Raw genomic sequence first — 21668 nt, 5'->3', positions numbered from 1 at the left:
GTTTAACTTAATCAGTATACTTGACCTGCTATGAATACGGGAATGCTATTATTTTCAGAAACCAGTGAGATCCTTCACACGTATATATGAGTTGGTGTACTCTGCCGAGTATACGCCAAATCCTTGCAAACCAAAAGTAGAGGAGACGATTATGCAAAACTGGATAACCGATTTCATGGAACAATACGGCTACATAGGCATTGCACTCATTATTGCGCTTGAAAACGTATTTCCCCCCATCCCCTCCGAAATCATATTACCTTTTGGCGGCTTCATGACCACCTACACCAGCCTGACCCTTCCCGGTGTTATTATTGCTGCTACCATTGGTTCTGTGCTTGGGGCTGTCATTCTCTATGGGATCGGACTGCTGATTGATGTCAATCGGCTGGAGAAGATTGTAGAACGTTGGGGTCATATTCTGCGGATCAAAAAAGAAGATATCCACCGTGTCGATGCATGGTTTGACAAATATGGAATGTGGACCGTACTATTCTGTCGCATGGTTCCCCTTGTTCGAAGCCTGATCTCAATTCCTGCCGGCATGTCCAACATGAAATTTGGTTTATTCCTACTCTTCACAACCATTGGAACACTGGCCTGGAATATTATTCTCGTCTCGGTTGGTGCGGCTCTCGGTGCTTCATGGGAGAGTATTCTGCACTTTATGGACGTGTACTCCCTGGTCGTATATGTACTTCTGGCGATTATTGTTGTTGGCTGTATAATCTGGTGGATCAGACGCAATAAAACTCGGAAATAAAGAAATTTACACGCATAGCTTTTGTCATAAAATAAAGCCTCCGCACCACAATTTGTGGTAACGGAGGCTTCTTTAGGCTCGTCCATCGTTTAACACTATGAAATACTAATCTTCATATCGCAGCCCTCGATCTTTGAGATCAACAGGCAAGCCAGATATCAACAGATACATCTGTTCCGAATGCGCCTGCAACGCCCGGTTAACTGACGCCATTCTTGCTGCAAAAATTCGTTCTTCCTCTGAAGGATATAAAGAACCGTGCATTTCATTGGTAATCACGAGCAGCTTTCCCTGGTAAGACAGAAGGGCGTCCAGCAACAGCTGTGTCTCTGAACGCTGCTGATCCAGATCATCACTTGCCCTGAACCCGGCTGCCATCCATGCGGTCAGACTATCCACAATGACAATCCGCTGATCTGCCAGGAAGAGATTGGATTCTCGATTAATCTGGTGAAGCACCTCCGTCAGGTGCTGGCCGTTCCCAGCCTGGATGGCACGATAATGAGCGGATGGCAATTCGGGAATCACGGGATCATGATCACCAGTGGATAAATAGATGCCCTCCCGGCTAATCCGGGCTGCGTATCCAAGCGCAAATCGGGTTTTACCACTGCCTATGCCGCCTGTGACCGTAATTAGCAATCCGCTCCCCTCCTTCAGTAGCCATACTAGATTGCATTTACTCTGTCAGCGCCTTCAGCACTTTCTTGGACTCTTCGACATTAGACGCCGACACCGGAATGGTAGCAAACAGATTTTGCGCAGCATAATCTACATCTTTGAACATTTGCATGTCTTCCAAGGGAATGCCATAGAGATGTGATTCTGTCTTGATATCTGAACCGTCATCTCCTTCACCCTTTTCAACCAGGACCCCGCCTTCAAATACACCGCGCTTATACTTCTCCGCATCAAATGTATCATCCAGCGGAATATTGGAGCCGTTACTTCCGTACTGCTTCATATCAGCCTCAGGCAAAATGAAAATATCATGACCACCAGCCGCATATTCTACCATAATTTTCTGAACATCATACATTGCACTGGTGATAACCTCCACCTTGGGCTCCTCGCCCAGCTTCTGCTGCAAATTAGCTTGCAACTGCTCCGAGATCACGGATGGATTTCCTTGGTTATCAATGATAAAAATGGTAAAACCGTCCTTACCGCCACAGCCAGCAAGCAGAAAAATCATAGAAATGATTGCGGTAAACCCCCAAAATCTCTTCATTCCAGTTCCCCCTTTAGTCTCCTATGTACAATATATCACAATTGTTCCACGCAAAAAAATAACCCTACCTATCCAAAGCAATCTGTTCATAGATCAAAAAAAAGACCCTTTCCGGGTCTTCTTCGAATCGAATATGCGTAACGTTTCGATACAACGAAAAATTACTTTCCTTTAATCGGATTAGCCTTCATGTATTCATTAATCTTCAAATCTAGCAAACTGCTAATTTCAATTACAATATCGGATGTGAATGATTTCTCTTCAAGGAATATCTGTTCCATCTTGCGGCGTAGCATATGGATCTCATCTTCCAAGGAAACGTTATGCAAAGATGCGTGATCCGGTTTCACCGACCATCGGTCGCCATGATCGCCTTCTGCCAAATAATGCCCACGATTAGTCGGTAAATCATATTCAACACAAAACAAAGCCAACCCCTCCTTGGAAAAATTAGTTTCCAAATACAAGAAAAACTTATTTCAAATTGAAATTATATCACAATATTTTGTAAAAGAAAGTTATTTTTTTCTAGTTTGAAGAAAGTTTATGTCGATCAGAAGCTTCTAATCCCTATTAACCCTCTTTTTGCAGTTTGTAAACAAAGTTTCCGATTCGTTCCAAGGCTTCATTCAATTGGGTCACAGATGTTGCATAGGAACAACGAAGAAATCCTTCACCTTGTGGACCAAATACATTCCCCGGTACAGCCGCCACTTTATTTTCCGTTAGCAAACGCTCAGCAAAAAGATCCGAACTCAGCCCCGTCTTCTGGATACTAGGAAATGCATAAAATGCTCCCTGGGGTTCATGGCAGTCCAGTCCAATATCTCTAAAACCCTGCACGATAAGGCGTCTGCGCTGATTATAGGATTCAACCATTCTATCCTTCTCACCCAAACCGTTCGTCAATGCCTCAAGCGCGGCCACCTGTCCCATAGCAGGTGCACACATCACCGTGTACTGATGAATTTTGAGCATGGCTGCAATCAGTTCAGGATGTCCGCACATATACCCAATTCGCCAGCCGGTCATCGCAAAAGCCTTGGAAAACCCACTAACCAAAATGGTACGTTCCTTCATATCCGGAATCGTAGCGAAACTAACATGTTTTTGCGTATACGTCAGCTCAGCATAAATCTCATCCGCAATGACGATCAGATCATGCTTTTTGATCACTTCAGCAATAGGCAACCATTCTTCATAGGTCATGATGGCACCTGTCGGATTGCTCGGATAACAGAGGATAAGAACCTTCGACTTCGGCGTAATTCCCGCTTCCAGCGCCTCGGCAGTCAGTTTAAACTGATCCTTCGCATACGTTTCTACACCAACCGGTATACCTCCACCAATCGAAGCGATTGGAGAATATGCCACATACGAAGGTTCTGGAATCAGAATTTCGTCTCCGGGTACAATCAATGCACGCAATGCCAGATCAATGGCTTCACTGCCACCAACGGTAACGATAATTTCGTCCTTTGGATCATACTTGGTATCAAATTGAGTATCCAGATACTCGCTGATGGCTTCCCTCAGTTTCGGCATACCCGCATTGGAAGTGTAACTGGTCATGCCTCTTTCGAGTGAATATACACAAGCTTCACGCATATGCCACGGTGTTACAAAGTCCGGTTCACCTACACCCAGTGTGATGATATCCTTGTTATCGCCAACCAGATCAAAAAATTTGCGTATGCCGGATGGCGGTATCTGTTGAACCAAAGGTGCCAAATACGAAGTCATTTTCTTGTTGTTTCCTGTTGTCTGTTCATTCACTATCATGACGCATCTTCCTTTACGGCGAGATCATGAGACGGTTGTCTTCCTGATGGTCTTCAAAAATAATCCCGTCCTGCTTATATTTTTTAAGAATAAAATTCGTTTTGGTTGAAAGTACAGAGTCAATCGGAGACAATTTCTCCGATACAAAATTAGCGACTTCACGCAGGTTGCCACCTTCTACTTCTACGAGCAGATCATATGCACCTGACATGAGATATACCGATTTCACTTGCGGATACAGATAAATGCGTTCAGCGATCCCTTCGAAGCCACGACCACGCTCAGGCGTAATCTGTACTTCAATCAAGGCCGTTACTTTCTCATCATCAATCTTGCTCCAGTTCACAACGGTTGCGTATTTCACAATCACGTGGTCCTGTTCAAGCTGGGCCACGGCGTTCTTGATCTTATCTTCCGACTCCCCCAGCAGCGTCGACAGCAGTGCGGGAGTCCTTCTCGCGTCTTCCTTCAACAAATCCAGAACTTTTAATTGCAGATCGTTCAGATCCTTCATGTCTTTCCCTCCAGCGTCATCCAGCTTCCTGAAAATGAATTAATACTTATATTACATGAATTCAACGATCATGCAAAGACAAAAACCGCCCGCCCTGAATTCGGGCAAGCGGTGGTATGGTCTGTAACAGTACCTGCTTCAAACCATAATTACAAAGGTTACATGTAATAAGGGTTACCGTAATTCGGTTGATGCTGGGGTACATTAGGCGCCTGGTTGTAAGCACTGGCCTGCGTATTCTTTTCCTGAATGAACTGCTGGCATTTCTGTTGGGTCTGGTGGGCCGATTGAATCTGCTTGTCCACATCCTGGCGCAATGCCTTCGAGCCTACCGAATACATGTTGTTCTGCTGCATCACATTAAACAGCTCACCTTGCAAACGGAGTGTATCATTGGTCAAATCTGTGAACATCCGACGTGTAATGGGACAGGAAGCTTCGGTTGTTGCTGTCGTATATTCGCGCGCGGTTCGTCTTAAATCCGCAAGAATCGACTTCAACAAATCCTGTTCCTGCATAAAAGATCCACTAGATGATAAAGATTGAGAATACACACGATTTCCTCCTATACGGTTAGATTCGGCTTCTATTACTGTGCTTGTGTTGGAGCAATAGATTGATGTTGTTGCAAAGCATTAACGAGTGTGTTCAGATGCTGTTCATGGGAACGAACATAGTGATTCAGTGCCTGCTGAATTTGCGGATTATGTGAGATAGAAGCTGTAGCCGCGCACTGCTTGATCAGCAGTTCTTCATTGGTTATTGAATCCGCAATATAATTCAATTCTTTCGGACTCAGCGCTTGCATGGATTGATTCTGCATGTTTCGTTGACCTCCTCGGCATAAAGTTTATGCGCAATTATTGTTAACCCGGTCACTCAAAAGTATACAAACGTAATCATGAAGGAGATGTTTCTAATGGATCTGGTCTATGGTACACCGTTCTGGCCTTCCACTTTCAACCCAAATTCTAACTATCCCTCGCTACAAACCGACATCTCCTGTGACTGCTTGATCATAGGTGGTGGTATGGGGGGGGCACTGACTTCCGAATTGCTTACGGAGCGTGGAGTTAATACGGTTGTTATTGATAAGAGAAAGATTGCGCATGGCAGTAGTTCAGCCAATACAGGACTTTTGCAGTACACAAACGACAAAACACTGACCTCCTGTATCAATACCTTTGGTGAAAAGACAGGCGTGCGCTTCTATGAACTATGTCGTGAAGCCATGCAGAAACTCACACAAATTGCGGACAGGCTGGATACCGATCCCTGGTTTATTCCACGGACCAGTCTCTGTTTTGCCAGCAGCATTGATGATGTAGCCATGCTGGAGGAAGAATATCAAACGTTGAAGCATTATGGCTTTGAAGCTGAACTGTGGAATTCCGACAAAATCAGCACCCATTTCCCCTTCAGCAAACCTGCCGCATTATATACGTTGGGGGATGCTGAAGTGAACCCGTATCGTTTTGTTCATGCCTTGTTTGAATCGGCAAGCAAACGAGGAGCACGAATCTATGGACAGACTGAGATGATTCATTGTGAATTCGATGATGATGGTGTGCTGTGTCATACTTCAGGTGGGAAAATCCGCGCCAGCAAGGTTATTTTTGCTGCCGGTTATGAGACGCAGGCCATCAAAAAGGATCAAGGAGCCTACCTACAAACCACCTATGCTATCGCTACTAAACCGTTGCCTGACCTTAAGGAATGGTATGAGCACAGTCTGATCTGGGAGACGGCACGCCCTTACCTGTATATGAGAACCACACCAGACGGACGGATCATTGCTGGCGGTCTGGATGAAGAGACACCGAGGGAAGATCAGCGTGAGATTCGGGCAAGACACCGGGGAGATACACTCCTGGAAGAAGTTCGCTCTTATTTCCCACTGGAGGGTCTTGAAGTTGATTATGCCTGGGGTGCCGTATTTGGCAATACGAATGACGGACTTCCGTTTATCGGCCCACATCCTGAATACCCGCATTCTTATTTTCTTGAGGGTTATGGCGGTAACGGTACAGTGTACAGCATGTTCGCTGCTTCTATTTTGGCCGATGCTGTTACAGGAGTTGAGAATGGCGATATGGAACTTTTCTCATTAACGAGAACGAGTAAACCTTCTCCTGTGTAAGCAACGCCTCAAATAAATAAGGGTACAGCTCAGGATTATTCCCTGGACTGTACCCTTTTCCCTATGCTGAGGGTTCTTGCTGATCCGGATGTACTAACAAGTTGCGCATGAATATCCAGCCAATAAGCGGGAAAGCCCCAAGCGCCACAATAAGCCAGGTTAATGTTTGTAAAGAAGGGCCATTCATGACCGTCAGAATAAATACAGCAAGGCCAAATAAACGACCGACCATCAAACAAAGCTCCCTTAATACGACAAGTTCAACCCTTTTCTCTACATTTTCGCCGCTCGCTCCCATCAGGTCGAATCCTGCCGAAATCATTGGCAAAATATACAACGGCATCGACAAGGCAGATCCAATTCCCATAATTAAAAGCGTACCATAGCTGACCTTCCATAATAGCGGAATTAACACGATGAATAACAATATCGCACCGGCTAACATCCCTCTGGACCTGTATTGCGGCTTAAACCATTTTCCTGCGGCCCAGTAACTCACCAGTGCTACGGCTGAAGTAATTAGCGAGAACTGCCCTAGTTTATATTCCTGCTTAGTTGCCACATAGACAAGCAATGCAATCAGAAAGGCAAATACGCCTTCCCGCACGCCTTGTGCAAACAGTCCCATGCCAAGCGGTCTCCATGCGCTATCCTTGGCAGACAACTGTCGCCACGGTTCAGACCAGCGGTATGTGCCGCTGACCTCCCTTTTTTTCAGAAAAAAACTGAACACAACGGCAATCACATATATGACCAATGACACCGTAAAAATAAGGCGATAACCCGAATTATCAACCATTCGTGAAATAATAAGACCTGAGAACCACGGACCGATGATGCCTGTCATGGAACCCAGCAGACCCACCCAGCCATTGAACAGGTCCCTATTCTCCCGGTCAGTCACCTCAAAATAAACCACATTGAACGCAATCCAGAACAATCCAAGTGCACATCCAAACAAAATCCCCAGAGGCCATATCCAGTCAACCGCTTTTGGTCCCGCCCATAAAACAAGCATGTAAAAAATACCTGACAAGGCCGTTCCTAATCGCAACGCACTCATTTTGTTATGTTCCTTGACCCACTTTCCCGCAAGCCAAAACGTGAGTCCAAGTGCAATTTGCTGGCTGATCGTAAACCATCCCAGCATAGCGTAGTCGGGACGACTTTTCCACAGATACACATTCAGAAACGTTCCCGACAAAGCTCCGGCTAACACAAACAATCCATTCACGCCTAGTAGCAGAATGGATTGTCGGCCCAGAGAAATCTTCATCTGCTCCCTCCTTATTCCACCTGAAGTCAGCACTTCACAGGCAAGGTCTAAGGGTTAACGTACCCCAAGCAGAAGGAAAACATGATGAAATTCCCGGATTATTATATTTTCAGAAGCGTCTTACTCTCTTATTTCCGTGCACTCAAATTCTGGATCAGACGCAGACGGTCATCTTCGGACAGGTTATATTGAACCTGGAAGCAACCTGAGCATACATACATTTGTACAGAGAACGGCGCATCCAGCAACGAATCCGTACCAGAGACAGCGTTGGCAACAGGGTTGAACGTATCCTTGGTTGCCTTCTGTGTACCCGTGAGGATCATGAATTCACGGCAGTGTGGGCATTCCGGAACCTCTTCTTGCAAATCAAGCTGCTTCTCCACGCCTTCTTCGTATTGAATCAGATCATTGCCCTCATCCGCATATTTCGTCAATGTACGAAGCTCCGGCAATTTCAGCTCTACTTCATCTCCCCACAAATTGGCGAGATCCGTAGTTTGTTCACCGTCCTCAACATCATCCATATCATAGATGTCTTCCTCGGCTTCATTGTTCTCTTCATCACCGATATTGATGTTTAGAGTACGATATCCCTTTAATTCATTATGACAGTAAGGGCATTCTTCTTCTGGACCTAGCTCCTCATCCCATACAATTTCGGTGTGGCACCATGGACATACTGTTGGTTCCATATTAAATCAACCTTTCTCTTTCAGATAATCATGTGTTTAACACATATATGATGCCTATGGCAAAAAATACAATCGATGCAGCAAACAGAATCCGTATCAATATCTTCATGAACGGTCCCCCTACATGATGCTCGCGCCAATAACAAATGACAACGAGACGGAAATAATCATGGATATCAATCCAACGGCCCGGTTATCCGCTTCAATCTCCTTGTCAATGGAGAACACCGGTGTCAGAAACTCGAATAGAAAATAGGCAATGAGCAGAAGGACAAATCCTACAAATGACCACGTCATAGCTTCATACACCGATGATTTGGCCTGAATGCAGAAATGAAGCACGTTGCAGATTCCAAAGATCTTGCCTCCTGTAGCCATCGCAACCGCCACATTGCCCTTCTTGATTTCATGCCAGCATTTGTACTTGGTCACCAGTTCAAAGCAAGCAAGAAATACAAGCAGCTCCATAATCGCTACGGAGAAAAATCCGAGCACCATCCCCAAGGGATGAGACAGCAATTCGTCAATCGTCCCTTTCACTCATCGTTCCCCTTCCCCATTCTGCCGCCTGAACTCACTCAGGCGGCAGAACTTCTTTGATTCCTGGTCGGGCTATTCCAATTCTGCGACGGTCACACCGTTTCCGCCTTCTCCGTAATTGCCCAGCCGGTAACTTTTTATATGTCTATGCTTACGCAGGTAATCCTGAATACCGGAACGCAAAATTCCTGTTCCTTTACCGTGAATAATATACACCTGACCCAGATTAGCAAGGAAAGCTTCATCGATAAAACGATCTGTCTCCATCAAGGCTTCTTCCAGATTCGTCCCCCGCAAATCCAGTTCACTTTTCACATTGTCATCGCGAGTTCGTTTCACGCCGGTTACCGGTTTCTGCTTCGGTTTGGCTTCTGCTGGTGCAGACTGCTGTAATTCCAGGTCATTCAGGGATACTTTCATTTTCATGATCCCCAATTGAACCATGGCATCCTTGGTGCCTGACATCTCCACCACATGACCTTTTTGATTCAAACTGTAGACAAGAACTTCATCGCCCGGTCCGATGGCCCGAGACTTCGTTGCCGTTGAAGTGCGCTTAGCCGTCTTCTTGCGTTTCTCAGGTTCAGCTTCATCCAGTTGTTTGCGAGCAGCAATAAGTTTGTGCTCCTTCACGGATGCGCCTTCTTCCATAGCGAGCTGACGAAGATCAGTTATAATCTTCTCAGCTTCCGCTCTGGCCTTGTCCACAATGTTGCGGGCATCTTCTTCCGCTTTTTCAATGCGTCGGTCACGCTGCTGTTCCAGCTTCTCCAGTTCGGCTTGATGACGGCTGCGCAATTTCTCCATGTCCTGGCGCAGACGTTCCGCACTCTCACGTTCTTGCTCCGCAGTAAGCCGGTTCTCTTCCAGGGAAGCGATCATATGCTCTACACGCTGGTCTTCTTCTTTCACTTCGCCACGCGCGTAATCCAGAATGTATCCTGGCAGACCTAGCCGCTCCGCAATTGCAAACGCGTTACTCCGTCCCGGCACACCGACGAGTAGTCGGTAGGTAGGGCTCAGTGTATTAACGTCGAATTCCATGCTGGCATTAATAACACCTTTTCGCTCATAAGCGTAAGCTTTCAGCTCACTGTAATGCGTTGTTGCTACCATGCGGCATCCGGTCTGATGCATATGCTCCAGAATGGAGATCGCCAGTGCAGAACCTTCTGCCGGGTCGGTACCTGCCCCAAGTTCGTCAAGCAACACCAGACTTTTGGTTGTCATGTTCTTCAGTATCCGAATGATGTTCGTCATATGACTGGAGAATGTACTCAGGTTCTGTTCAATGCTCTGTTCGTCACCAATGTCCGCGTAAATCGCATCAAAAACACATAACTGGCTGCCATCTTCCGCTGGAACGAACAAACCTGACATTGCCATGAGGCTCAGTAAACCAATCGTTTTGAGTGTTACTGTCTTACCACCCGTATTTGGACCCGTTACGATAATGGACGTATAATCGTTGCCGAGTTCAATGTCGGTTGGCACCACATTTTCAATCGAGATCAGCGGATGGCGTCCCTTTTTGAGCTTGATGAATCCGCGATCGTTCATGCGTGGCAATGTGGCTTTCAATTCACGGGCAAGACGTGCTTTGGCAAATATGAAATCCAGCGATCCCAGCAGGTCAACATCAACCAATAACCACTCTGCCTGTTCACTGACAAGTGCCGTTAATTTCTGCAAAATCACTTCAATTTCGCGTTCTTCCCGGATTCGGGTCTCGCGCAATTTGTTATTCATCGCAACGATGGATTCTGGCTCAATAAACAGCGTTGCTCCTGAACCGGATTGATCATGGACAATCCCGCCAAAGTAAGAGCGATATTCCGATTTCACGGGAATCACGAAACGGTCTCCCCGAATGGTTATCAGCTGGTCCTGCAGCATTTTGGATACTGTAGAAGAACGGATCATCGAATCCAGTTTCTCACGGATGCGAGCTTCACCGCCGCGCAGCTCACGACGAATCTGCGCCAGTGTTACACTCGCGCTATCTGAGACTTCGGCATTGTCGTCAATACAGATACGAATTGCATCTTCAAGCGTTTTTTGCTCAGATAACTGATCACTGATGTAGAAAATCGATTCCACCTTTTCATCATCGTGGAGTGCAGCGATCTGACGTTTCAATCGACGTGCTGCAAAAGTGGTGTTGGAAATTCCCAGTAACTCATGCGGGTTCAACGTGCCCCCTATTTCGGCGCGTTTGATCGAAGCGGTAATATCCACAATTCCCCCAAAAGATGGAGAGCCTTTCAGACGATCAAACATAAAAGCTTCATCGGTTTGCTGGAGCAGTCTCTTCACTTCTTCCAGTTCACTGATCGGCTCCAATTGTTCCGCTTTCTTTTTTCCCATCGTAGTCTGGGCAAAGCTTTGCAATGTATTTAAAATTTTGCGATATTCCAATGTTTTTAAAATTTTCGTGTCCAAGTGTACAACTCCTTCCAAACTATAACTGTATTATAACGAAAGAAACTTTCTAGCGCTATTTAACGAATCCTTCCACACATAACTTACGACATAGCGCCGCAAACTACAGGTGTCAGGATTGTGCAACCTCACCAGTGAACAGGATGTACAATGCTCAATCCGATTTGAATAAAGGAGGTATAACACCATGAATTTTCTGGGACATGTCGTGCGATTTATCATCGCCGCAATTGTATTGATGGTCGTCAGCTGGATCGTGCCCGGATTCGCCGTCGGTGGTTTCTGGAGCGCACTGATGCTTGCTCTGGTTATCGCTCTGCTTGGCTGGGTTGTCGAAGGAATCTTCGGGAAAAGGGTTAATCCTTTTGGCCGTGGTATTGTCGGCTTCATCGTCAGCGCACTGGTGATCTGGATTGGTCAATATGTCGTAGATCATGTACATGTCAGTCTGCTTGGTGCCGTTCTGGCTGCATTGGTCATTGGGATTATTGATCTGTTCATCCCGGTTTCCACCCCTTTTGATGCCGGAAGAAGATCCAAAGATCACGCATAGGCTCCAACGTACCTACTCCCCATAGGCTTCCCCTAAACCTCTGATGGCTTAAACGCCTGATGAGGTTTATTTTTTTAGGTTGTGAGCATGATGATGTTCAAAAAAACGACATAGGCAGCATGTACAGGCATCTTCAATTTGCGGTATGATGACTGGAGAAATCATTCAAATTTTATCCATATCACGCTTTTTGAGGAGGCATATGATGAAGAAATTCATGGCATGGCTTGCGGCCTGTATGTTGATTCTGGTCCTTGCTGCATGTGGTGGAACTGGACAATCCGCAGAATCAAACGGCGAGTCCGACTCGGGTGCAACTGCAAGCGAAGAACTGGTAATCAAAGCAAGCAACTATGAATTTGACCTACCTGAATACCATTTGAAAAAAGGTGTCCCGGTTAAGATTGTTTATGAAAATACAAACGGAAACCATGGTGTTCTCGTGCCTGAGCTGAACCTTCGGCTGGATACCAGGAACAATTCCAAAGTGATTACTCCCGACGCAGCAGGGGAATTTGAAATGTCCTGTTCCGTCTATTGCGGAAGCGGTCACGGCAGTATGATCTCCAAAATTATTGTTGAAGAATAGTGTTCAAGACAAGGAGCCCCCGTAGCGACGGGAGCTCTTTCTTCATTATAACAAATTGTACAAGAGTGCGCTGTCCAGGATTCCAGTTATGACATAATCATCAGCTAGGTCTGATCCTGCTCAATCAATTCAATCCATTCGTTATATTCCGTCTGCAATTTCGTATATTCATCCCGCAATTGGCGGTAATCTGTATTCAGTTGCTCCGCCTTCTCCTGCTCCATCTCACGTTCAACCTGCAGCAAACGTAACTGATTGGCCGCAAGTTCATACCGCTCACCGATATCCAGCAGTTCATTTTCCATCGTCTGCTTTTCTTCGATTGCTTCCGCACGCTGCTGGGCAAGCTGCTGCCGCTCGTGTTCCAGCTCTTCTACCTTCTCCACACTGGCAGCACTTTCTTTCTGCCAGAGATTCAATTCATTCTCCAGTGTAGTCCATCGATCTTGCCAGGACTGTTCCTGAGCCGCCCATTCATCTGCACGACGTTGCCAAACCTGATCTTGTTGTTCCGCTTGTTGTTCTGCTTGTTCTACTCTTGAGCTTAGCTCAACTTCCCGATCAGTCAGCTCTTTCAAGCGAGAGGAGAGCTCTGCCTGTTTGGCAGCCAATTCTTCATGCTTAATCTGCCACTCAAGTGCTTCTTCTTCTGTCTGAGTCAGTAAGCTAGCTTGTTCATCGATACGCTCAGATAGCTGATTAGCATTCTGTCTTGATTCTTCAAGCGCACGCACGATTTCTTTCTTTTCTTCGCTCATCTCATTCAGCTTGCGAGTATAGTCTTCTTCACGCTGCAGTGCATCACCATAATCCTTACGGATTTGTTTATAATTTTCCTGCAGCTTGTTCAGTTCTTCACGAGCTTCATTCAATTCACCATCAAGCTCTTTATGTTGTAGCTCCAGACGACCAGCTTGCGCAAGATAACGTTCTGCTTCTTCGCTGGCGTGACGAGCTTCTTCTTTAACAACGGATAATTCATCATGAAGGGACTGTACACCAGACTCTAACGTCTCATTCTGTTCTGCAGCTTCAAGTACCTGAGTCTCCAATTCGCCGATCTCGATCAGACGTTGTTCAGCCTGCTCTTTCCAAGACTGCTCGCTCTGCGTCAGTGCACCAAGTTCATGTTGCAATGTGCGTACTGCCGCATGGGCCTGCTCAAGCACTTTTTGCAGCCTGCGCTGCTCATCCTCGGACTTCACTTCGGCTTCACGGAGTTTTTTGATTTCCTGTTCAAGCTGACCGTGCTGATCCTGTACTTTTCGCAGTTGTGCTGTCAGAGAAGATTCACGTTCAACGGTCTCGTTATACTGCTGTTTCCATTGCTGTTCCGCTTCCCGGAAATGTTCGGCCTCAGCTTCTGTGTTGCGGAGTTGTTCAGTCAGCAGAGCACTATCCGCTTTTAGTTGTTCCAGCTGCTGCTCCAATTCCGTAATTCGACGAAGCTGAACATCTTGCTCCTGTTTGTATACGGCTTGTTCACTGCGCAACATTTCAGTTTGATTACGCTCGTGTTGGAGCTGTTGCTCCTGATCCACAACAACCTCTTGAGCATTCTTGAGCTGCTTGCGTACCTCGGCTAATTGGCCTTCAACATCGATTAAGCGCGATTTGGCCTGTTTACGTTCTTCTTCCAACTGCTGCTTCAGCTTGCCTTGCTCTTCTTGTAGCAAAGCTTCAGCAGTTGCCGCAGCTTCGTTCGCCTGAGTCTGGGCTGCTTCATGGATTTGCTGAAGCTGTTCTTCATAAGATGCTTCTTTTTCCATCCATTCCAATTCCGCCAGTTCGGATGACTCCTTGAACGTTGCATTCAGCTGTTCAATCTCATCCAATCGCTTCTGCTCTGCTTGTTGCTGCAGTGCGGCTTGTTCTTCTTTTGCCTTCTCAGTCAGTTCTCGAGCTTGATTGACGGCAGCTTGCTCTGCCTGCTGTATACGCTGCTCCATCTCGGACTGAAGTTCACGGTATTGAAGCTGGGCTTCTTCCTGAACCTTTTGCAATTGAGACTCGGCTTGTTCCAATTCAGACAAAATTGCCGCTTCTGCTTGCTCCTTCGCCGTTTGTACTTGCTGTGCAGCCTGCACCTCAATTTTTTGACGTTCTGCCACGGCCCGAGCTTCGGCTTCTTTCAGTTGAGCTGCCGTCTTATCCTGCAGCTCCTTGTATTGTGCAGCCGCTTTAGCTTGGGCTTGCTGCAACTCATTTGCTGAACGTGTCTGTGCTTCTTTCAGCTGAGCTGCCGCCTGAGTCTGTGCATTCTTGAGTTGATTCGCTGCTTTTTCTTCTGCTTCTTTGAGACGCGCCTGTGCCTTCTCCTCAGCCGCTTTCAGTTGCGACGCAGTTTGAGCCTGAAGCTTTTGCTCGCGACCTGCTGCCTGAGCGCGTTCCTGCTCCAGTAATGTATTCAGCTTGGCTACTTCTGCCTGCTGATCCTTCTGGAGCTTCGCGATGGCCTGTTCCGCCTCAGATTTAAGCTTCATTGCTTCAGCGAGTTCTTGGTCACGGCGTTCCAGTTCCTGCTGATGTTCATTTTGTATGGCATTCAGCCGATTGAGTTCATTTCTCATTTCGGTACGTTCACCGGTCAGCATTTTCAGCTCATTCCGAATTTCCTGAGTCTGAAGAGACTGCTCAGCCATATGTACAGCTGCCAGAACTGCAATACGCGGGGTATCCAGTCGGGAATTATGTTTGGAGATGGCGCTCATTCGCTCATCCACCAGGTTAGCTACTTGTTTCATATAGTCGGCACTGCTGCCAACCAGTTTATAGGAAGTCCCGTAGATCTCTACGGTGACGCGTGTACGATCAGGTATAGTCACAGTTGTGCCCTCCTTAAAGTCTGTATGTTGATTCTAAGCTGTAAAACAAAAAAAGTCACATCGATCCTCTAATGCTAAGGATTCGATGTGACTTCAAGCAATTCCTGCTAATCTTTGTTCAAAAAATTGACTTATGTTCTATTTACGCAATTCGGCTCCAAATTGCTCCTCCAGACGAGCAACAACACGAGCATGAACCTCGGTAATTTCCTCATCTGTCAATGTGCGTTCACGGTTGCGATAAACGAGAGCCATCGCTACGCTCTTCTTGTCTTCACCCAACTTGCTGCCTGTAAACACGTCGAATACCTGTACGGTTTGCAACAGTTCGCCAGCAGATTCACGAATTGAGCGCAGCATATCCCCAGCTTCGATTTCTTTACTCACAACAACTGCGATATCCCGCTCAACTGCCGGGAATCGTGGAAGCTCACGATAACGGATATCCGCATCCGCTTCACTATAGATAGCTTCAAGCCCGATCTCTGCGAGATATACATCGTTCAAATCATATTGCTGTTGCAGTTCAGGATGCAATTGACCCATCGTACCAATCAGTTTGCCCTCTCCGCCATCTTTTGCTTCAAGGTATACCGATGCGGAACGACCAGGGTGGAAGCCTTCTGGACTGTTTGCTACCAGGCGAATGCGCTGCTCCAGGCCCACATAGGCGAACAGGTTCTCAAGTGCACCTTTAAGATCGAAGAAGTCCACTTTCTCTACTCCCACATTCCACTGCTGGGATGCACGATTTCCAGTGAGCAACAAGCTCAGGACCGGAATTTCATGCGGTTGCTTCGTCAGCTTTTCTTCTTCAGTGAAGAACACACTACCTACTTCGAATACAGCCAGTGAATCATGTTTGCGGTTCATGTTATACACCGTGGCATCCAGCATTTGCGGCAAGATGCTCTTACGAAGCACGCTGCGGTCCTCACTCATTGGCATAGCCAGCTTCACGGCTTTACTGCCTTCTGTTAGAGAAGGGAACAAGGATACTTTATCCGGGTGTACGAATGAATAGCTGATCATTTCCTGCCAGCCACTACCTGCAAACAAACCACGAATGGTACGGCGCATTGCTTGTGAACGCGTGTAAGCACCCGGTGTTGTTGGTCCTTCGATCAACGTGGTTGGAATATTGTCGTATCCATACAGACGGGCAATCTCTTCAAACAGATCCACATCAAGTGTAATATCCCCTCTGCGGCTAGGCACTTCAACATCAAGCAGACCCTGCTGCGCATCACCACATGCAAAGTGCAAACGAGCGAAGATGGTTTTCACTTCAAGCAGGGACAACTCGGTTCCCAGATAGCGATTCAGTTTATCCAGCGACAGCTGCACAATATGTTTATCCGCTGCGGCTGTTCCAGCTTCCACGATCCCCTGATGAACTTCGCCTTCCGCATAACGCTGAATCAATTCAGCCGCACGGTTCAATGCCGTAATGACAGCAGCCGGATCGACTTCTTTCTCAAAACGCATGCTTGCTTCGGAACGCAGCCCCAGTTGGCGCGACGTTTTCCGAACGGTTCCGCCGTCGAACTTGGCGGATTCCAGTAACAGATTCACTGTGGTTTCCGTTACCTCGGAATTTTCGCCACCCATAACACCTGCGATGGCTACCGGTTTCACGCCATCGGTAATGAGCAGCATATGCGGCTCCAGCTTGCGCTCCTGGCTATCCAACGTCACGATCGTTTCGCCTTCTTTGGCCATCCGCACTTCAATATGGCCCTTCTCCAGCTTATCTGCATCAAAAGCATGCAGCGGCTGTCCGTATTCCAGCATGACATAGTTCGTGATGTCAACGATATTATTGATCGGACGGATGCCAGCGGCCATCAAACGGTTTTGCATCCACTGTGGGGAAGCTCCCAGCTTGATTCCAGTTACATAGCGGGCTGCATAATGACTGCATTGTTCGCCAGCCGTAATCTCAACCGAGATATGATTCGCAGCCGCATCACCGATTTCCACCAACTTTTGAGTTGGATCAGGCAGTTTCACTTCACGACCAAGAATTGCACCCACTTCATAAGCTGCACCCAGCATGCTCAAACAGTCGGAGCGGTTCGGTGTCAGGTCCAGTTCAAGAACATGATCGTCAAGACCAAGCACTTGGCTGATTGGTGTGCCAATTTCCGTTTGTGCCGGCAATACGAGAATGCCTTCCTGTTGGTCCTTCGGCAGCAACTTGTCGTTCATGCCCAGTTCTTTCGCAGAGCAGATCATGCCAAGGGAAACAACGCCGCGCAGCTTGGCTTTTTTGATATCGAGTCCACCAGGGAGCTTCGCTCCTACCAGGGCAACGACTACCTTTTGACCGGCATCCACATTTTTCGCACCACATACGATCTGCAGATCTTCTTCCTGTCCGGCATCAATCACACATACATTCAGCTTATCAGCGTCAGGGTGTTTCTCCTTACTCTTCACGTAACCAACAACCACTTTGTTCACGCCCTGGTTCCGGTTCTCCACTACATCAATCTCAATCCCCGCACGGGTGAATTTCTCTGCCAACTCCTGCGGTGCCACGCCTTCCAGCGCGATATAATCAGACAGCCAATCTGTCGATACTCTCATGGACGTTCACTTCCTAATCTATGAATTGGTGTTGCAAATGAAGGGCGTTCGCCCTGTATGCTACTTCGGTAATTACAGTCGTCCGAATTGTTTCAGGAACGCCATATCACTGTTGTAGAAATGACGAATATCATCAATGCCATATTTCAGCATGGCGATACGCTCTACGCCCATTCCGAATGCAAACCCACTGTATTTCTCCGGATCATAACCGCCCATCTCGAGCACTTTCGGGTGAACCATACCGCCGCCCAAAATCTCAAGCCAACCGGTCTGTTTACATACCCGACAGCCACTGCCACCACATTGCACACAAGTCACATCCACTTCAGCACTTGGCTCTGTGAACGGGAAGAAGCTTGGACGGAGACGAATTTCGGTGTGTGAACCGAACATTTCGCGTACGAATTGCAGCAAGGTACCTTTCAGGTCACTCATGCGAATGTTCTCGCTAATAACCAAACCTTCTACCTGATTGAACTGGAACGAATGCGTCGCATCGTCATCGTCACGACGGTATACTTTACCCGGACAGATGACTTTAACAGGAACTTCACCTTTCATGCTTTGCATCGTACGAACCTGAACCGGAGACGTATGCGTACGCATCAACAGATCTTCTGTTACATAGAAAGAATCCTGCATATCACGCGCCGGGTGGTTCTTCGGCAGATTCAGTACTTCGAAGTTGTAATAATCCATTTCAACCTCAGGACCTTCCGCTACGCGGTATCCCATACCGATGAAAATATCTTCGATTTCCTGTACCACTTTGGTAAGTGGATGCAGTCCGCCTTGACGTCCGCGACGTCCTGGCAGGGTCACATCAATTTTTTCGGATTGCAGACGTTTAGCCGTCTCTTCCTTCTGGAACTGCTCCTGCTTGCTATCAATGACTTCTTCAATCGCGCCGCGAACATCATTGGCAACCTGACCAATCACCGGACGTTCCTCTGCACTAAGCGCACCCATACCGCGCAAAATCTCGGTCAATGCACCCTTTTTCCCCAAATACTTTACACGCAGATCACTCAGCGTCTGTGGATCGTTCACGCTAGACAGTTGCTCCAACGCTTCGATCTTTAATGCCTCCAAACGTTCTTTCATGTGTAAATGCCCCCTTTATGTGGTTTAATGCAACAAAAAAAGGCCTTCTCTCCCCTGAAGGGACGAAAAGACCGTGGTACCACCCTTGTTAGACATTCATTGCTGCCCGGCCCTTCCGGCCTGCAACATGTTTGCCTCACTCTATACGGAATAACGACCGTTAACCGTTACCCCCTACTGACTCCTGCGATGAATCGCAAGATATGGTTCAGGGAACCGCTCCGGAGTGAATTTCAGCAGCCTTGTTCTACAGAAACGCTCTCAATCTACGGCGCTTCCTCCCTGTACAGAGGCACTGCTTACTTGTCTCCATCATCACGTTTGCATGTCAGATAAACCTTCAAATTTACTGATGATCGTCCATTATTATATGCAAAATCGCCCGAAATAGCAAGCTGTAAAGCCGCATGATCAAACGTTAAGCCAAAAAGTAAAACGGCATAAGCTTCGTCAATCGATTACTTCTGTTTTCGCAGCTCGTGCAACTGTTTCAAACGACGCTGAATTTCGCGAACCTCGGCAACTTCAGCCGCCCGTTCAATTACATCATCAGGCTTAGTCAACACATCATTGCCCCCACTGTTCATGGGAGATAACAATTCGGATAAACGCATTTCAAGCCGCAGCCGTTCATCATCTGACTCCCGAACCTCAAGGGCAGACTCTCGCAGTTTGATGGATTGCTCCCAGTCCTCCACTCCGCCTTCATACAGTGTAGCCTTCCCACCGGGTTCTAAATCAAGCAAGCGGCTGGCGAGTACTTTGGTCAACATACGGTCATGGGATACGAGTACCAGTGCTCCGGATGCCTGCTTCAATATATTCTCCATCACTTCCTGTGTGTCAATATCCAGATAATTGGTCGGTTCATCTAACACCAGTACATTAGATCCCCCGAAGTACAACCGCAGGAATGCAACTCTGCACTTCTCTCCCATACTCAAATCCCCAATACGCTTGAACACATCATCTCTTGAGAATAAAAAGCATCCGAGAATGGTACGTGCAGCACTTTGTGTCATGGATGGAAGACAGAGCAAACTGTCCAGAAGTGTCTCTCTTTCCGGTAACCCCTCAAGCTCTTGCGAAAAATAACCGATCTTCAGTTGTGGATGACGTGTCACTTTGCCCTGGGATGGTTCCAGATCTCCAATCATCAGTTTGAGCAGTGTCGTCTTGCCTGTGCCATTCGGACCACGTACGGCAAGACGATCTCCACGTTCGACTGCAATCCGGAGATTGTGAAGCAATGTCGGGCTCCCCGGATAAGCAAAGCTAACGTCTTCCAGTGCAAGGAGTTGGCGGGCAGCCAGCGTGTTCACCTGCAGCTCCATGTTCAATTTTGCAGCTTCGCGGGGTTTATCCACGCGTTCCTTCTCCAGGCGCTCCAGTTGCTTTTGCTTGGCATGGTAGCGGGAAATGTTCTTGTTGGCTTTCGCTTTGTAAAAGCTCTGAGTTATTTTCACTTCCACATCGCTTGCTGAATTATGAGCCTGATGAAACCACTGCTGATAATTGCGGATCGTCTCTTCTAGCGCTTTCCGTTCCAGCTCCTGCTTGCGATAGGTTGCTTCCTGCTCACGTAATTCGCGTTCCTTATGGCCTTTGTAATCAGTGTAACCGCCTTTATATTTGGTCAGTGCATCCGGGCTAAATTCAATAACACCCGTTGCAACCTCATCAATAAAGGTCCGGTCATGAGAAACAAACAACAATGTTCCGGCATAGGCAGAAAGCCATTCTTCAAGCCAGCACATGCTCTCTTCATCCAGATGATTCGTCGGTTCATCCAAAATCAGAAATTTGGGTTTACTGACCAATAGTCCTGCGAGACGGGCCTTCGTTTTTTGCCCACCACTCAAAGAATGATATGGCCGACTCCAATGTTCCGACGATAACCCCAGACGAGTCAGTACCTTCTCTACCTCAGTCTCCCACATATACCCGTTCAATTGCTCATATTGCTCCATCGCTATCGTATAAGCTTCGAGCAGCCGCTGCTCATCTGCCGCTCCACTGTTGCTCATCCGTTGTTCCAGTAATTCCAGGTCACGCTTCACCTCGTAAATCCGTCCACTTTCCTGCCGGACAGCATCAAGCACATTCATCTCAGGCTTGATCAATGAGCGCTGGCGCATGAAACCCCACTCCTGCTGCGGAATGTGACGTTCGATGCGTCCACCACCCTCTTCTTCTCCAAGTATGATGCTTAATAAGGTGGTCTTGCCACAGCCGTTGCGACCTAGAATGGCGAGCCGCTCACCTTCATTTATTTCGAGATTCAATCCTGCAAACAACTCATTCCCGTTCCACTCTTTCGATACTTCATGTAGGCGTACCAATGTCATCATGAGGCCTCATCCTTCCTGCAATTCAAAATAAAAAAACCGCTGGCATCAGCCGGCGGTAGGCAATTCAGGATTGGATAAAGCGTCAAAAAACAAGCATAAGATACTCCACGGTATGAACAAAGAACCCTTAAAAGGGTACACACAAGCAAAGCCAGAACAGCCTGCCTGTTTCCATACCTGATCCCATAGCTGAATTTGGACACACGAATCCCCTCATTGCTCAGCCGCTTTTTGGCTGACTGCGTCGTAAACTCTCTGCAGTTACTGG

Annotated in this window: 19 protein-coding genes; 4 read left to right on the top strand and 15 right to left on the bottom strand. The window is 47.2% G+C overall.

Translation table 11 applies throughout. The features are described 5' to 3' along the window. The first annotated feature begins 151 nt into the window (after positions 1-151). Positions 152-763 carry a DedA family protein gene (locus BLV50_RS15450; RefSeq protein ID WP_024628348.1) on the top strand — a complete coding sequence of 204 codons (612 nt, stop codon included), beginning with the start codon at positions 152-154 and terminating at the stop codon, positions 761-763. Positions 764-868: 105 nt separating this feature from the next. On the opposite strand, the gene BLV50_RS15445 is transcribed toward BLV50_RS15450, so the two are convergent. The 7 genes from BLV50_RS15445 to BLV50_RS15415 all read right to left on the bottom strand — a co-directional run bounded on the left by BLV50_RS15445 (position 869) and on the right by BLV50_RS15415 (position 5113). Next, a complete protein-coding gene (locus BLV50_RS15445; protein ID WP_072734039.1) occupies positions 869-1405 on the bottom strand; it encodes a bifunctional adenosylcobinamide kinase/adenosylcobinamide-phosphate guanylyltransferase in 537 nt (178 codons plus the stop codon). Positions 1406-1442: 37 nt separating this feature from the next. Then, entirely contained in the window at positions 1443-1994 is a 552-nt protein-coding gene (locus BLV50_RS15440; protein WP_090808659.1) for a type 2 periplasmic-binding domain-containing protein, read from the bottom strand. Positions 1995-2155: 161 nt separating this feature from the next. Continuing rightward, complete coding sequence (locus BLV50_RS15435) at positions 2156-2377, bottom strand: aspartyl-phosphate phosphatase Spo0E family protein (RefSeq protein WP_323374397.1); 222 nt, start codon at positions 2375-2377, stop codon at positions 2156-2158. 190 nt (positions 2378-2567) lie between these two features. Next, complete coding sequence (locus BLV50_RS15430) at positions 2568-3776, bottom strand: aminotransferase class I/II-fold pyridoxal phosphate-dependent enzyme (protein WP_063564217.1); 1209 nt, start codon at positions 3774-3776, stop codon at positions 2568-2570. A gap of 13 nt (positions 3777-3789) precedes the next feature. Then, complete coding sequence (locus tag BLV50_RS15425; RefSeq protein WP_024628343.1) at positions 3790-4290, bottom strand: Lrp/AsnC family transcriptional regulator; 501 nt, start codon at positions 4288-4290, stop codon at positions 3790-3792. Between the two features lie 158 nt (positions 4291-4448). After that, a complete protein-coding gene (locus BLV50_RS15420) occupies positions 4449-4844 on the bottom strand; it encodes a spore coat protein (protein WP_063564216.1) in 396 nt (131 codons plus the stop codon). 35 nt (positions 4845-4879) lie between these two features. Next, positions 4880-5113 carry a hypothetical protein gene (locus tag BLV50_RS15415; protein ID WP_063564215.1) on the bottom strand — a complete coding sequence of 78 codons (234 nt, stop codon included), beginning with the start codon at positions 5111-5113 and terminating at the stop codon, positions 4880-4882. Between the two features lie 96 nt (positions 5114-5209). Between BLV50_RS15415 and BLV50_RS15410 the strand changes: the two genes are divergently transcribed. Then, on the top strand, positions 5210-6430 hold the full coding sequence (locus BLV50_RS15410; RefSeq protein WP_090808658.1) for an NAD(P)/FAD-dependent oxidoreductase: 1221 nt from the start codon (positions 5210-5212) through the stop codon (positions 6428-6430). A gap of 61 nt (positions 6431-6491) precedes the next feature. Here BLV50_RS15410 and BLV50_RS15405 read toward each other — a convergent pair whose 3' ends face one another. From BLV50_RS15405 to BLV50_RS15390, 4 genes are all read right to left on the bottom strand, one after another. Further along, positions 6492-7706 (bottom strand): MFS transporter, encoded by a 1215-nt coding sequence (locus tag BLV50_RS15405; RefSeq protein ID WP_072734041.1) that lies wholly within the window; start codon positions 7704-7706, stop codon positions 6492-6494. 128 nt (positions 7707-7834) lie between these two features. Beyond that, on the bottom strand, positions 7835-8401 hold the full coding sequence (locus BLV50_RS15400) for a hypothetical protein (protein WP_090808656.1): 567 nt from the start codon (positions 8399-8401) through the stop codon (positions 7835-7837). Between the two features lie 120 nt (positions 8402-8521). Next, the gene (locus BLV50_RS15395; protein ID WP_053780553.1) at positions 8522-8899 is read right to left on the bottom strand and encodes a DUF350 domain-containing protein; all 378 of its coding nucleotides are present in this window, start codon (positions 8897-8899) and stop codon (positions 8522-8524) included. A 114-nt stretch (positions 8900-9013) separates the two neighbouring features. After that, positions 9014-11383, bottom strand: a complete 2370-nt coding sequence (locus BLV50_RS15390; protein WP_063564211.1) for an endonuclease MutS2 — start codon at positions 11381-11383, stop codon at positions 9014-9016. A gap of 187 nt (positions 11384-11570) precedes the next feature. Between BLV50_RS15390 and BLV50_RS15385 the strand changes: the two genes are divergently transcribed. Together BLV50_RS15385 and BLV50_RS15380 are read left to right on the top strand one after the other, a co-directional pair. Continuing rightward, entirely contained in the window at positions 11571-11936 is a 366-nt protein-coding gene (locus BLV50_RS15385; RefSeq protein ID WP_053780442.1) for a phage holin family protein, read from the top strand. Positions 11937-12141: 205 nt separating this feature from the next. Then, positions 12142-12525, top strand: coding sequence for a cupredoxin domain-containing protein (locus tag BLV50_RS15380; protein ID WP_090808654.1), 384 nt, complete (start codon positions 12142-12144; stop codon positions 12523-12525). A 104-nt stretch (positions 12526-12629) separates the two neighbouring features. Here BLV50_RS15380 and BLV50_RS15375 read toward each other — a convergent pair whose 3' ends face one another. The 4 genes from BLV50_RS15375 to abc-f all read right to left on the bottom strand — a co-directional run bounded on the left by BLV50_RS15375 (position 12630) and on the right by abc-f (position 21400). Beyond that, complete coding sequence (locus BLV50_RS15375; RefSeq protein ID WP_090808652.1) at positions 12630-15350, bottom strand: cell division protein ZapA; 2721 nt, start codon at positions 15348-15350, stop codon at positions 12630-12632. Positions 15351-15488: 138 nt separating this feature from the next. After that, on the bottom strand, positions 15489-17942 hold the full coding sequence (gene pheT / locus BLV50_RS15370; RefSeq protein ID WP_090808650.1) for a phenylalanine--tRNA ligase subunit beta: 2454 nt from the start codon (positions 17940-17942) through the stop codon (positions 15489-15491). Positions 17943-18014: 72 nt separating this feature from the next. Beyond that, complete coding sequence (gene pheS, locus BLV50_RS15365; protein ID WP_090808647.1) at positions 18015-19049, bottom strand: phenylalanine--tRNA ligase subunit alpha; 1035 nt, start codon at positions 19047-19049, stop codon at positions 18015-18017. A gap of 458 nt (positions 19050-19507) precedes the next feature. Beyond that, positions 19508-21400: a ribosomal protection-like ABC-F family protein gene (gene abc-f, locus BLV50_RS15360; RefSeq protein WP_090808645.1), complete on the bottom strand. Its 1893-nt coding sequence runs from the start codon at positions 21398-21400 to the stop codon at positions 19508-19510. Positions 21401-21668 lie beyond the last annotated feature (268 nt).

The organism is Paenibacillus sp. 276b, from assembly GCF_900107875.1.
In the GTDB taxonomy this organism is placed as follows: domain Bacteria; phylum Bacillota; class Bacilli; order Paenibacillales; family Paenibacillaceae; genus Paenibacillus; species Paenibacillus marchantiae.
The sequence above is the reverse complement of the archived record's forward strand: the minus strand, read 5'-3'. Positions and strand labels throughout refer to the sequence as shown.

Coding starts and splice junctions, on each gene's coding strand:
- BLV50_RS15450 (WP_024628348.1), top strand. CDS start 152: ATGCAAAACTGGATAACCGATTTCATGGAACAATACGGCTACATAGGC.
- BLV50_RS15440 (WP_090808659.1), bottom strand. CDS start 1,994: ATGAAGAGATTTTGGGGGTTTACCGCAATCATTTCTATGATTTTTCTG.
- BLV50_RS15430 (WP_063564217.1), bottom strand. CDS start 3,776: ATGATAGTGAATGAACAGACAACAGGAAACAACAAGAAAATGACTTCG.
- BLV50_RS15425 (WP_024628343.1), bottom strand. CDS start 4,290: ATGAAGGATCTGAACGATCTGCAATTAAAAGTTCTGGATTTGTTGAAG.
- BLV50_RS15415 (WP_063564215.1), bottom strand. CDS start 5,113: ATGCAGAATCAATCCATGCAAGCGCTGAGTCCGAAAGAATTGAATTAT.
- BLV50_RS15410 (WP_090808658.1), top strand. CDS start 5,210: ATGGATCTGGTCTATGGTACACCGTTCTGGCCTTCCACTTTCAACCCA.
- BLV50_RS15405 (WP_072734041.1), bottom strand. CDS start 7,706: ATGAAGATTTCTCTGGGCCGACAATCCATTCTGCTACTAGGCGTGAAT.
- BLV50_RS15400 (WP_090808656.1), bottom strand. CDS start 8,401: ATGGAACCAACAGTATGTCCATGGTGCCACACCGAAATTGTATGGGAT.
- BLV50_RS15395 (WP_053780553.1), bottom strand. CDS start 8,899: ATGGTGCTCGGATTTTTCTCCGTAGCGATTATGGAGCTGCTTGTATTT.
- BLV50_RS15385 (WP_053780442.1), top strand. CDS start 11,571: ATGAATTTTCTGGGACATGTCGTGCGATTTATCATCGCCGCAATTGTA.
- BLV50_RS15380 (WP_090808654.1), top strand. CDS start 12,142: ATGAAGAAATTCATGGCATGGCTTGCGGCCTGTATGTTGATTCTGGTC.
- pheT (WP_090808650.1), bottom strand. CDS start 17,942: ATGAGAGTATCGACAGATTGGCTGTCTGATTATATCGCGCTGGAAGGC.
- pheS (WP_090808647.1), bottom strand. CDS start 19,049: ATGAAAGAACGTTTGGAGGCATTAAAGATCGAAGCGTTGGAGCAACTG.
- abc-f (WP_090808645.1), bottom strand. CDS start 21,400: ATGATGACATTGGTACGCCTACATGAAGTATCGAAAGAGTGGAACGGG.